Genomic DNA, 12,120 nt, shown 5'->3' with positions numbered 1-12,120 from the left:
GGTCGCGCAGCCGCAGCGGATACCCGACCCCGCGCCGGCGCAGGCCGGCCACGTCGGGGGCCAGATCGCCGGGGCCGGGGCCGCCGGGCAGCGCGTCTGGGTCGGTGACGGACTCGCCGACCAGGGGGCTGCCGGCGTAGCTGAGCAGCAGCGACATCTCCTGGAGGAACTGCCGTTCCAGGTCCGCCCGGTCCAGCTCGTCGGTGAAGGCCATCCGGACCGCCCGGCCGACGATCTCCTCGCCCTCCGGCCGCCGTTCGGTCTCGTAGCTGTCGAGCAGGCCGGGCGCGGCGATCCCGCGTACCGCCAGGGCCAGCTTCCAGGCCAGGTTCCAGGCGTCCTGGATCCCGGTGTTCATGCCCTGGCCGCCCGCCGGCGGATGCAGGTGCGCCGCGTCGCCGGCCACGAACACCCGGCCGTCGCGGTAGCGGTCGACGATGCCGTGGCTGATCCGGAACACCGAGGACCAGCGCAGGTTCGACGCCCGGGTGCCGGGCGGGGCCAACCGGTCGAGCGCGGCCTGCACGTCGGCGAGCGTCGGTTCGTCCAGTTCCTCGCTGAACCCGGGCGGCGCTTCCTGACCGCCGGTCTGCGCGAAGAACCGGGGCGGCGCGAGGGTGGCGATCCGGTACCGGCGCTCGCCGCGCAGCGGCACGCAGACCAGCATGCCGTCCATCCGGCCGTCCGTCTCGTGCAGGAACCGCAGGAGGTGTCCCTCCGGCATGTCCCAGTCGACGTCCACGTCGCCGAGCATGAACAGTTGGGGGAACCGGCCGAGCCCACCGGTGAAGGTCAGCCCGAGCAGCTCGCGGACCCGGCTGTGCGCGCCGTCGCAGCCGAGCAGGTACGCGGCCCGTACGGTCTCGGTGCCGCCGTCGGGGGTCGCCAGGACTGCCGTCACACCGTCGTCGTCCTGGGTGAACGAGACCAGCCCGGTCCCCCGCCGGGGGCGTACCCCGAGGGTGGCCAGCCGCTCGGTGAGCAGCCGTTCGGTCTCGTACTGGGGCAGGCCGAGGTGCGCGTACGCGAGCCCCGGCAGCTCCCAGCTCATCCGGTGCGTCTCGACGCCGTTGACGAACACCATGTTGCCGGTGAGCCAGACGCCGGCGTCCATCGCCTCCCGGACGATGCCCTGCTCCTCCCAGAGCTCCATGGTGCGGCAGTGCACGCCGATCGCCTTGTCCGCCTGGCCGGGCGGCGCCGCCAGCTTGTCGATCACCTGGCACGCGACGCCACGCCGGGCCAGTTCGACGGCCGCGGTGAGCCCGGTGGGCCCCGCCCCGACGACCAGTACCTCCGTTGTCCTGTGCACGTCGGCCTCCCTGCCCGCGCTGGGTTCTCGGCTGCTGTCCGGATCGGCCACGGCGTGGAAGAGCCGGCGGCGGATGTCGAGGAGGAACGGCGCGATCGGGCCGGCCTCCTCCCGCGCGTGCGCCGGGTTGCCGATCCAGCGGTGGAACTCCGCTTCGCCGCGCCACTCGGCGAAGATGTGGTGGACGTCCGATCCGGGCTCGCAGAGCAGTTCCTCGCGCAGGTAGCCGGGCACGCCGGCCATCCGCCCGAGGACCTCGGCGTAGCCGCGCCGGAACTCCGCGCGCCGGTCGGCCGGCACGGTCAGCTCGACGTCGACGTAGATCGTCGACCCGGTGGGCGCGTCCCGCATCGCCCGCACGCGCGGCGGCGCGGCGCAGAGCGGGCGGACGGCGTCGGCGAAGCGCGCGGCGACCGGGCCGGCCGCGTACCGGCGCCGGGCCGCCTCGTCGGCCCACTCGGTGACCAGGACGACCACCGCCGGGTCGATGGCGTCGTGCAGCACCTCCTGCCGGAGACCGCCGGGCAGCCCGGCGATCTGCCCGGCGACCGTCCGGCACGCCACACCCAGCACGGACTCGCATCCGGGGCGGGCGGTGAGCCGGAGCATCGTCCTGATCATGAAGTCTCCTCGGACGGCCTGACGGGACGAGGGGCTGACGTCGTGCTGCGACCCTGCCGGAGGTCGCGTCAACCGTCCGTCACCGGCGGCGGGCACCGAATCCGCCCGTCGTGACGCCCGGCGGGGGCCGACGCCAGGTTTGCCGGGCGGGGCGGCGGGAACCGCGACCCTCAACCAGCAGTCAGGAGCAGCGGATGAACGGGCCCGTACGCGACGAGCCGACCGGCGAGCTGGAACTGGTGCACACGTTCACGGGACCCATGCCGACCGGGGTGAGCGTCTCGCACACCGGGCGGATCTTCGTCAACTTCCCGAAGTGGGGCGACCAGGTGCCCGCCACCGTGGTGGAGCTGCGCGACGGCCGGGAGGTGCCGTTCCCGGACGAGGCGTGGAACAGTCCGGCCGGCGACGACGACGCGAAGGCGTTCGTGTCGGTGCAGAGCGTCGTGGTGGACCCGGCCGACCGGCTGTGGGTGCTGGACACCGGCGGCCCGATGTTCCAGCCGACCCGCCCGGGTGGGCCGAAGCTGGTCCGGGTCGACCTGGACGGTGACCGGGTGGCCCAGGTGATCACCTTCCCGACGGACGTGGCGCTGCCGTCGACGTACCTCAACGACGTGCGGTTCGACCTGCGTCGCGGGGAGGCCGGCACCGCCTACGTCACCGACTCGTCCGACTCCGGCCCGAACGGGATCATCGTGGTCGACCTGGCCAGCGGGGCGTCCTGGCGGCGGCTGCACGACCACCCGTCCACCAGGGCGGAGCCGCTGTCCGACTTCCGGCCGGTGGTCGAGGGACGGCCGTTCCTGGAGCGGCCGGCGGACGGGCCGCCGAAGCCGGTGGCGATGGGCTCCGACGGCATCGCCATCTCCGCCGACGGGACGCGCCTGCACTACTGCCCGCTCGCGTCCCGCCGCTGGTACAGCGTGGCCACCGACGCGCTGGCCGACCGCACCCGCGACGACGCCGAGGTCGCGGCGACGGTGGTGGACGAGGGCGACAAGGGCGGCGGCGCGGACGGCCTGGAGACCGACGACGCGGGCCGGTTCTACCTGACCTCCTACGAGCAGAACGCGGTGCTGCGGCGGCGCCCCGACGGGGAGTACGAGACGGTCGTCCACGACCCACGCCTGCTGTGGCCCGACACCATGTCGGTGGCCGCCGACGGGTACCTCTACGTCACCGCGAACCAGCTGCACCGGCAGGCGAAGTACCAGCGCGGCCAGGATCTGCGCCGCAAGCCGTACGCCCTGTTCCGGATCCGGATCGACGCCGGCCCGGTCCGGCTGCGCTGAGTCGGCGCGGGAGCGGCGGGCCACCGGCAGCGTGCCGCCCGGGGGCGACCGCCGCCGCCGATCGGCGGGCCAGGCCGGCCTCTTCAGAGTCCGTGCCGGCGGTCGCCCGCCACCAGTTCACCCACCCGGGCCTCGATCGCGGGCGAGAACGGCTCCCGCCGGGCGGCGACCGCGCCGCGGGCCTCCTCGGCCACCAGATCGGCGTTGATCTGGGCCGCGACCCACGTGCCGGCCGCCGCCGCGGCGCCGACCTGGGCGGACGGGTCGGTGACGTTGCCCGCCACCCACACCCCGGGCTCCGCGGTCCGGCCGCTGGCGTCGGCGGGGACGTGCTCGCCCATTCCCGACGGGTGCGCTGCGGTCGGCAGCCCGAGCCCGGCCAGGAAACCGGCCCGGATGACCATGGCACCGCTGCTGCGGTCGGTGACGGTCTTGGCCTGATGGGTCAGGCCGCGGGCGGCGATACGCCGCCAGGCGCCGTGGTCGCGGTCGCCCTGCCAGCCGCAGGACTGGTGAGGGCAGATGGCCCATTTCCAGCCCGGGGTGGTGGGCTGGTCGGGGGCTTTGCGGTGCCGTAGGGGGGTCAGGCATTGCGGGCAGTGTTTGGAGGTGTCGCGGGCGGGGACGCCGACCACGGCGATACCGGTCTCGGCGGCGAGGTGCCGGACGCGGTCGATGATCTTCCCGCGGACCTGCTGGGACAGGCGCGTGTTCAGGGTGGCCCCCATGCCCTGTGCTTCCAAAGATCGCAGGTCTTCCACGTAGATGACGGTCGCGCCGGCGGCGATCGCCTGGTCGACCGTCCAGCGGGCGGCGGCCCACGCGAGCGCGGCGTTCAGGTTCTGGCGGCGCTGGGAGACGTGTCGGATCTCGTCGCGCAGCACGGCAAGCTTGCCGAGCAGGTGGTGCTGCGGGTCGCGGCCGATCAGCCGCACGTACTGGTCGGCCTTGGCGTGCAGCCGCTCGGACAGGCGGCGCAGGCGGTGCTGCTTGGCCAGGACTCCGGCGGCCCGGAACTGGCCACCAGCCCCCAACGCCGTGATCAGGCCATCGGCATGCCGTCGCAGGGCCCCCGCGCTCAGCAGGGTGTTCAGGCCCCAGTCCACACCGAGCGCCACCGTGTGACCGGCGCGCCGGGCTTTCGGCACGGCGTGCGTGAACGCGACATCGGCGCGCACCTGCCGACCATTGAGGCGCAGGGTGGGTAGGTGCAGCACCGCGCCCGCCGGGACGGTGGGCGGCAGGCTGATCGGGCAGGCCACCCACGTCCAGTCCCCGTACGTGCGCGGATCCGGACGGGTGGGCAACTGCAGGCGCAGCAGCACCCTGCCCGGGTCGGCCTCGCCGCGTTCCATGGTCGCCTGCTGCCGGTCACACGCGGCCAGCAGCAGCATCCGCGGGACTCGCGGCGGGCCTTCCAGTTCGAACACGTCCACCGGGAGGCGACCGTTGGCGTTGAGGAACGTGGCGGCCTGCCGGGTACGCGCTTTAATGACGCTTGACGGCAGATACTCCCCGCCCGCAACCGCCTGGCGCACCTGCTCCCACTCCTGCGCGGTGCGTTTGCTCGGGTCGGCCGGCCAGGATGCGAGGATCCCGGCGGTCAGATCGGCACGCCACGTCACCGAGCGCAGCGCACGTCCGGCCTGTTCTTGAGCCATCCGCACGATCCGGTCATTAACCCTCACCCCCTCCGGGACGGTGACGGTCCAACCCAGCCGCCGCAACGCCATCCACGCGTTCGACGGCAACCGCCGCCCACCCGCGTCCACACCGCAGGCCAACACCCGCACATCCGCGGCATTCCACCGCTGCGCCAACAGCCCGGAAACCATGCCCGCCACCAGATCGGCGCACCAGCCGACACGCTCGGCCAGCACCGCCTGGGACAGGACCTCGCCGGTCTGCTCATCCACGCCGGCGCGCACAAGAGCGCGGACGCAGGCGGTGCGGGAGGCCTCGCCCTCAGCCAGCGACACCGCCCGACTCACCCGCCACCAACCTCACCACACCCAGACCCGGGCCAGCCCGCACAACCCCGCCACACGACAGCACTGACCGCAGACACAGACCCCCACCGCCCCGCATCAAACCAGAACACACCGACACCCACGACCGGCCCACGATCACTGACGATCCTTAACCAAGTCCCCGAGCCTGCTCCTCGTTCAGTTGTGCGGTGGCCTGTGCGGCATCCGCCCGCTTCACCAGCTCACGGACCTCTGCCTCGTACGCCTGCGCCTTGGCGCTGAGGTCGCGCAGGCGCGTCACGGTGGTGGCCAGTGTCCCGGAGACCTCCGCGATCTCATCCTCGAGTGAGGGTGAGGGCCGCTCCGGCTGCAGCTGCTCGACGGTCTCGAGAACGTCGGTGGCGGCGGCCTGGTAGCGCTCTTCCAGAACGCGAGAGACAGCTCGCGTTCGGTTCCTGAGGTAGTTCCCGACGGCCGCGACGACGAGGCTGATCAGGCCCGCCACGGCGGGCACTAGCAGGGTCGCGAGGTCCTCGAGGTTGGGCACCGACGTAGGTTACGTCGACAGTGGAGGGTCAACCAGGCCCCACCCGTCGCCTCGTCCGGGTGACGAGTCGAGTTGCGGTTGGCCGGAAAACACCGACAGGACGCTGTCGCGCACACCCCCGAGGCTGGCTCCTGATGACGCCGGCCGACCGGCCGGCGCGCGGAGGAGGAAGCATGTCCAGCACGCCCGTCACCTGGTTCGAGATCGGCTCCGACCGGCCGGAGGAGGTCGAGCGTTTCTACGCCGACCTGTTCGGCTGGACCTTCGAGGAGCAGGGCGGTCCGGGTGCGTCGTACCGGCAGACCACGGCCGGTGGGGAGCAGGGGATCGGCGGCGCGATCCGGGCCACCAACGGCGATTCGCCGAACTACGCGATCTTCTACGCCGAGGTGGCGGACGTGGCGGAGACCTGCCGCCGGGCCGAGGCGGCCGGGGGCAAGGTGCTGGTGTCGCTGCGTACCGCCCCGAGCGGACTGGCCTTCGCGCACCTGCTCGACCCGTCGGGCAACCACCTCGGGGTCTTCACCCCGCCGCCCGCGGTGTGATCCACGGTTCCCGGACCGTACCTACGGTGAACGGGCGGGCGTCCGCCCCGGCAGCGCCGCCGGGACGGGACGCCCCGCCCTGGGTGTCACGGGATGGCCCCGCCGGCCCGGCTGGGAGGGAGATTCGGCCGGTGAGGAGACGGCGGGGCCACCCGGGTCAGTTGCCGGACTGCCCGGCCCAGCCGCGGTGGCCGTGGCCGCCGGGGCCCGGGAAGACGCCCGCCTCGACGGCCTTCAGCACCGCGTCGGCCTGCTCCTGGGTGAGCTTGCCGTCCTTGACGGCCTGGTCGAGCCGCTCCTTCAGCTTCGCCTGCCGGTCCTCGGTCGACGGCCGTTCGGGGCGGTCGGCCCGGTGCTGCTCGCGGAGCTTCTCCAGCGCCGCGGTGACCTTGTCGGTCGGCACGCCCAGTTCCTTGGCGAGGGACTCGGCGAACTCCTGCTGCCGGTCGGCGCGCTGCTGCTGCCGGTCGCTGCCCTGATCGGTGCTCGTGCTGGCGCTCGGGGCCGGGCTCTTGTCGTCGGCGAGCGCCACCGTCGGGGCGGCGATCCCGACGCCGAGCACTCCCGCGGCGGCCAGGCCGACCAGCAGCTGCTTCCTCGACATCGTGCGGATCATGTGATCTCCAGTTCGGTGGTGGTGCGATGGCCTCACCGACAGTGACGGCCGAACCTGGGGACAGGCCGTCGTGACGCTATGAACACGCTGAAGGTGTGGCGTCGAATAGGACAAACAGGTTGCGAAGGTGTGTCCTGGTCCGGCAGCGTGGGCCGTTCCCGAGGAAAGGCGAGCGTCATGTCATCCCCCGCCATCCGTGAGATTCCGCTGACCGGGCCGGGCGCCGGACCGTACGGGATCGCCGTCGGGCCGGACGCCGGGCTCTGGCTCACCCTGTCCGGGTCGGGCGGCGTCGCCCGGCTCGCACCCGATGGTGAGGTGCGGACCTGGCGCACCGATCCGGCGGAGAGCCGGCCGCTGATCATCGTCAGCGGGCCGGACGGCGCCCTCTGGTACACCCGCTCCGGGGACGACCGGCTCGGCCGGATCACGGTCGACGGGCAGGCCGGTTCCGTCGCGCTGCCGCCGGGGACCGCCCCGTGCGGTCTCGCCGTCGGCCCCGACGACGCCCTCTGGTACGCGGGGATGGGCGACGACACCGTCGGCCGGGTCACCGTCGACGGGCAGGTGAGCAAGTTCCCGCTGCCGGTCGCCAAGGGCTTCCCGTCGATGTTGGCCGCCGGGCCGGACGGGGCGCTCTGGCTCACCCTCAACCAGGCGAACGCGATCGGCCGGGTGGGCCTCGACGGCGACGTCACCCTGCACGCCCTGCCGACCGACGCCGCCGGCCCGGTCGGGATCACCCTCGGCGGGGACGGGGCGCTGTGGTTCGTCGAGATCGCCGGCCAGCTCGGCCGGATCACCCCGGACGGCGCCATCGACGAGTTTCCGCTGCCGGACCGGGCCGCCCGCCCGCACGCCATCGTGGCCGACCCGGCCGGCGGCTGCTGGTTCACCGAGTGGGGCGCGAATCGGATCGGCCACGTCGACCCCGCCGGCCGCGTCACCGGCCACGACCTGCCCACCCCACACTCGGAGCCGCACGGCCTCACGGTCACTCCGGACGGCGACGTCTGGATCGCCCTGGAGACCGGCGCCGCCGCCCACCTCACGCCCTGACCAGAGGGCCGGGTGGGTCACGCCACGGCGGGGGTGACGGTCAGGGTGCCGGTGTCGGTGTCGAGAACCGCCGGGGTGCCGACGGGGACGGTGAGCTGGCCGACGCCGTGGCCGATCGGGAGGCCGCCGAGGACCGGGACGTCGAGGTCGCCCAGGCGCTCGGTCAGCACGTCGTTGACGGTGGTGTCCCAGCCGTCCGCGCACTCGGTGAACTGGCCCACCGCCACCCCGGCGATCCCGTCCAAAGCGCCGCAGCGGCGCAGGTGGGTGAGCATCCGGTCAATCTTGTACGGCGGCTCCTGGACCTCCTCCACCAGCAGGATCGCGCCGGCCAGGTCCGGCATGTCCCGGGTGCCGATCGAGGCGGTGATCAGGCAGAGGTTGCCGCCGAGCAGCCGGCCCTCGGCCCGGCCGGGCACCCGGACCGGGTACGTCTCCTCCTCCTTCACCGCCGCCACGGTCACCGGTTCGGTGGTCATCAGCGCGGCGTGCAGCGACTCCGCCGAGCGGGGCGGGGTCCGCTCGTCCAGCCAGGCCGCCCCCGGGCCGTGCACGCCGGCCAGCCGGGCGCCCCGCCAGAGCGCGAACTGCAGGGCGGTGATGTCGGAGAAGCCGGCCACCACCTTCGGGTCCCGACGTACCGCGGCCATGTCGATCAGGTCGACCATCCGCTGCGCGCCGTAACCACCCCGGGTGCAGATCACCCCGCGTACCTCGGGGTCGGCGAAGGCGGTGTTCAGGTCGGCGGCCCGCAGCTCGTCCCCGCCGGCCAGGTAGCCCTGGCGGGCGTACGCGTTCGGCGCCAGCACCGGGCGCAGCCCCCAGCCGGTCAGCAGCTCCATGCCGCGCGCCACCCGCTCCGGGCGGGTGGGACCCGAGGGGGACACCAGCATCACCGTGTCGCCGGGACGCAGGACCGGGGGACGCAGGCAGTCGTCGGTGGGCACGAGCGGGAGCCTAACGGCCGCCGGGCCGAGCCGGACCGGGCGGCGTCGGGCGTACCGGATAGCCTCGACGTCGTGGCGACCGCGCTGGTGATCGAGAACGACCCGACCGACGACCTCCGCCGACTGGGGGAGTGGCTGACCGAGGGAGGGATCGAGCTGCGGGTGCTGCGCCCGCACGCCGGCGACCCGCTCCCCGCCGACCTTGACGGGTACGCGGCGCTGGTGGTGCTCGGCGGCGACCAGCAGGCGTACCCGCTGCCCGACGGCAGCCCCAGCGCACCCTGGCTGCCGGCGCTCGAAGGGCTGCTGCGCAAGGCCGTCCGGCAGCGCGTCCCCACCCTCGCGATCTGCCTCGGCGCGCAGCTGCTGGCCAGCGCGCACGCCGGTCAGGTCGAGCGCAGCCCGTCCGGACCGGAGATCGGGCCGACCGTGGTCGGCAAGCGGGACGCCGCCGACACCGACCCGCTCTTCCGGTACGTGCCGCTGATGCCGGACGTGCTCCAGTGGCACTCCGACGAGATCACCGAACTGCCGCACGGGGCGACCCTGCTGGCCGCCTCCACCCGCTACCCGCACCAGGCGTTCCGTCTCGGCGACCGGGCCTGGGGGCTGCAGTTCCACATCGAGTGCGACACCGCGATGATCGCCGACTGGGCGCGCGACTCCGCGCAGCTCGCCGAGCTGGGCTACGACCCGGAGCTGGTGGTGGCCGCCTGCGACCGGGTGATGGCCGACGTCGAGGAGGTGTGGCAGCCGTTCGCCGTCCGGTTCGCCGCCCTCGCCCTCGGCGAGCTGGACGACGACACCACCCGCCGCAGCCTGCCGCTGCTCGGCCACTGACATGACCCGACCGACCAGGGGACGCCTCGCCCGGTACGGCTTCGCGGAGGGCGACGGCGGGCGGGCCGCCGACCTGCTCGGGCCGGACGGGCTGCGGCTGTGGCGGCCGGACGCCCAGGAGCCCGCGGACGAGCGGGCCGCCGAGCTGCTGACCGCGCTCTCCCGGGCCGCCGACCCGGACCTGGCCCTGCGCCAGCTGCACCGCCTCGACGAGGCGGAGCGCCGGGCGGCCGGGGCGGCCGGGCTGGAGAAGGAGAGCCTGCTCGACGCCCTGCACGACGACCCGGGGCTGCGCCGGCGGCTGGTCGCGGTGCTGGGCGCCTCCTCGGCGCTGGGCGACCACCTGGTGGCCAATCCCGGCCAGTGGCGGGTGCTGGCCACCGAGGCGGACGGCCTCGCGCCCCCGGCCGAGGGCCGGCTCGACCTGGCCACCGCCGCCCGGATGACCGCCGCCACCGGCCCGATCCCGGTGCTGCGGCAGGCGTACCGGCTGGCGCTGCTGCGGATCGCCGCGGCCGACCTGACCGGCGGCCGCGGCCTGGAACAGACCATGGCCGCGCTGTCCGGCCTCGCCGACGCCACCCTCGCCGCCGCCTACGACATCGCGGTGGACGAGCTGCCGGCGGGCACGCCCCGGCCCCGGCTGGCCGTGGTGGCGATGGGCAAGTGCGGCGGCGACGAGCTCAACTACGTCTCCGACGTGGACGTCATCTTCGTCGCCGCCGAGGACGACGACCTGGCGGCCGCGACCCTGGTCGCCACCCGGCTGATCCACATCTGCGGGCTGGTGGCCTGGCCGGTGGACGCCGCGCTGCGCCCCGAGGGCAGCCGGGGGCCGCTGGTCCGCTCCCTGGCCAGCCACCTCGCCTACTACCGGCGGTGGGCCCGGACCTGGGAGTTCCAGGCGCTGCTCAAGGCCCGCCCGGCGGCCGGCGACCTCGGCCTGGCCCGCGAGTGGATCGAGCAGCTCGCGCCGCTGGTGTGGACCGCCGCCGAACGGCCGGAAGCGGTCGAGGACGTCCGGGCGATGCGCCGGAAGATCATCGACAACATCCCGCCGAAGGAGCTGGAACGCGAGATCAAGCGCGGTCCCGGCGGGCTGCGGGACATCGAGTTCGCGGTCCAGCTGCTCCAGCTGGTGCACGGCCGGGGCGATGAGTCGCTCCGGGTGCCCGGGACGATCCCCGCGCTGCGCGCCCTGGTCGCCGGCGGCTACGTCGGCCGGGCCGACGGCGAGGCGCTGCTGCGCGGCTACCGCTTCCTGCGCGGCGTCGAGCACCGGCTCCAGCTGCAGGGCCTGCGCCGTACCCACACCGTGCCGACCGAGCCGGCCGCCCTGCGCTGGCTCGCGGCCGCGCTCGGCTACCAGGCCACCCCGGGGCGCAGCGCCGTCGAGGAGTTCCGCGCCGAGTGGGTCACCCACGCCACCGAGGTACGCCGGCTGCACGCCAAGCTGCTCTACCGGCCGCTGCTGGAGTCGGTGGCCCGGGTGCCCGCGGAGGGGCTGCGGCTCACCCCGGAGGCGGCCCGGCACCGGCTGGAGATCCTCGGCTTCGCCGATCCGGCCGGGGCGCTGCGTCACCTCCAGGCCCTCACCGGCGGGGTGAGCCGGACGGCCGCGATCCAGCGCACCCTGCTGCCGGTGCTGCTCAGCGAGTTCGCCGACGCGCCCGAGCCGGACCGGGGGCTGCTCAACTACCGGCAGGTCTCCGACAAGCTCGGCAGCACCCCGTGGTATCTGCGGTTGCTGCGCGACGAGGGGCCGGTGGCGCGGCGGCTGGCCCGGGTGCTCTCCTCCTCCCGGTACGCCGCCGACCTGCTGGCCCGGGAGCCGGAGGCGCTGCGGCTGCTGGCCGAGGACAGTGAGCTGACCCCGCGCCCGCGCGCGGTGCTCGGCGAGGGGTTCGGCGCGGCGGCGGCCCGGCACGACGACCCGGTCGAGGCCACCCGGGCGGTCCGCGCCCTGCGTCGCCGCGAGCTGGTCCGGCTGGCCTGCGCCGATGTGCTCAGCCGGGCCGGCGCGCTGGCCCCGCTCACCCCCCGCTCCGCCGAGCCCGGCGCCGAGCGGGTGCCCACCCTGGTCGACGTCGGCGCGGTCGGCACCGCCCTGGCCGACGTCACCGACGCCACCCTGGCCGCCGCGCTGCGGATCGCCCGGGCCGCCCAGCCGGCGCCGCCCGGGCTGCGCTTCGCGGTGATCGGGATGGGTCGGCTGGGCGGATACGAGTCGAACTACCTCTCCGACGCCGACGTGCTCTTCGTCTACGACCCGCCGCCCGGCGGTCCGCGTGCCGGCGCGGTGGTGCCGGTGAAGAACAGCTTGGCGGGCGGGGCGTGAAACGGGAGTGAGGCGATCGGGGAACCGACA

9 protein-coding genes and 1 pseudogene are annotated in these 12,120 nt (G+C 74.4%); 5 read left to right on the top strand and 5 right to left on the bottom strand.

Annotated features, from left to right (window positions below):
• Positions 1-1,933: FAD-dependent monooxygenase (locus ACWEVO_RS15630; RefSeq protein ID WP_452308214.1), on the bottom strand; the 1,933-nt coding region annotated here is incomplete at its 3' end.
• Between the two features lie 194 nt (positions 1,934-2,127).
• On the opposite strand from ACWEVO_RS15630, the gene ACWEVO_RS15625 reads away from it, so the two are divergent.
• Complete coding sequence (locus ACWEVO_RS15625) at positions 2,128-3,228, top strand: L-dopachrome tautomerase-related protein (RefSeq protein WP_452308213.1); 1,101 nt, start codon at positions 2,128-2,130, stop codon at positions 3,226-3,228.
• An 83-nt stretch (positions 3,229-3,311) separates the two neighbouring features.
• On the opposite strand, the gene ACWEVO_RS15620 is transcribed toward ACWEVO_RS15625, so the two are convergent.
• Entirely contained in the window at positions 3,312-3,956 is a 645-nt protein-coding gene (locus ACWEVO_RS15620; protein ID WP_452308215.1) for a zinc ribbon domain-containing protein, read from the bottom strand.
• Between the two features lie 1,411 nt (positions 3,957-5,367).
• Positions 5,368-5,745 carry a hypothetical protein gene (locus tag ACWEVO_RS15615; RefSeq protein WP_452308212.1) on the bottom strand — a complete coding sequence of 126 codons (378 nt, stop codon included), beginning with the start codon at positions 5,743-5,745 and terminating at the stop codon, positions 5,368-5,370.
• A gap of 173 nt (positions 5,746-5,918) precedes the next feature.
• On the opposite strand from ACWEVO_RS15615, the gene ACWEVO_RS15610 reads away from it, so the two are divergent.
• Positions 5,919-6,290 carry a VOC family protein gene (locus ACWEVO_RS15610; RefSeq protein WP_452308211.1) on the top strand — a complete coding sequence of 124 codons (372 nt, stop codon included), beginning with the start codon at positions 5,919-5,921 and terminating at the stop codon, positions 6,288-6,290.
• A gap of 157 nt (positions 6,291-6,447) precedes the next feature.
• Here ACWEVO_RS15610 and ACWEVO_RS15605 read toward each other — a convergent pair whose 3' ends face one another.
• Entirely contained in the window at positions 6,448-6,906 is a 459-nt protein-coding gene (locus ACWEVO_RS15605) for a hypothetical protein (protein ID WP_452308210.1), read from the bottom strand.
• Between the two features lie 177 nt (positions 6,907-7,083).
• Here ACWEVO_RS15605 and ACWEVO_RS15600 point away from each other — a divergent pair, with 177 nt between their 5' ends.
• Positions 7,084-7,965, top strand: a complete 882-nt coding sequence (locus tag ACWEVO_RS15600) for a Vgb family protein (RefSeq protein ID WP_452308209.1) — start codon at positions 7,084-7,086, stop codon at positions 7,963-7,965.
• A 17-nt stretch (positions 7,966-7,982) separates the two neighbouring features.
• Here ACWEVO_RS15600 and ACWEVO_RS15595 read toward each other — a convergent pair whose 3' ends face one another.
• Positions 7,983-8,912: a S66 peptidase family protein gene (locus ACWEVO_RS15595; RefSeq protein ID WP_452308208.1), complete on the bottom strand. Its 930-nt coding sequence runs from the start codon at positions 8,910-8,912 to the stop codon at positions 7,983-7,985.
• A gap of 72 nt (positions 8,913-8,984) precedes the next feature.
• Between ACWEVO_RS15595 and ACWEVO_RS15590 the strand changes: the two genes are divergently transcribed.
• Positions 8,985-9,752: a type 1 glutamine amidotransferase gene (locus ACWEVO_RS15590; protein WP_452308207.1), complete on the top strand. Its 768-nt coding sequence runs from the start codon at positions 8,985-8,987 to the stop codon at positions 9,750-9,752.
• 1 nt (position 9,753) lies between these two features.
• Positions 9,754-12,051, top strand: a pseudogene (locus ACWEVO_RS15585) (bifunctional [glutamine synthetase] adenylyltransferase/[glutamine synthetase]-adenylyl-L-tyrosine phosphorylase); the annotation flags it as partial.
• Positions 12,052-12,120 lie beyond the last annotated feature (69 nt).

Source organism: Micromonospora sp. NPDC003776, from assembly GCF_053605645.1.
Note: the sequence above shows the minus strand (reverse complement) of the source record. Positions and strands in the feature narration are given on the sequence as shown.

Bases quoted from the DNA above. Each gene is read 5' to 3' on its own strand.
- ACWEVO_RS15625 (WP_452308213.1), top strand. From the start codon at position 2,128: ATGAACGGGCCCGTACGCGACGAGCCGACCGGCGAGCTGGAACTGGTG.
- ACWEVO_RS15620 (WP_452308215.1), bottom strand. From the start codon at position 3,956: ATGGGGGCCACCCTGAACACGCGCCTGTCCCAGCAGGTCCGCGGGAAG.
- ACWEVO_RS15610 (WP_452308211.1), top strand. From the start codon at position 5,919: ATGTCCAGCACGCCCGTCACCTGGTTCGAGATCGGCTCCGACCGGCCG.
- ACWEVO_RS15605 (WP_452308210.1), bottom strand. From the start codon at position 6,906: ATGATCCGCACGATGTCGAGGAAGCAGCTGCTGGTCGGCCTGGCCGCC.
- ACWEVO_RS15600 (WP_452308209.1), top strand. From the start codon at position 7,084: ATGTCATCCCCCGCCATCCGTGAGATTCCGCTGACCGGGCCGGGCGCC.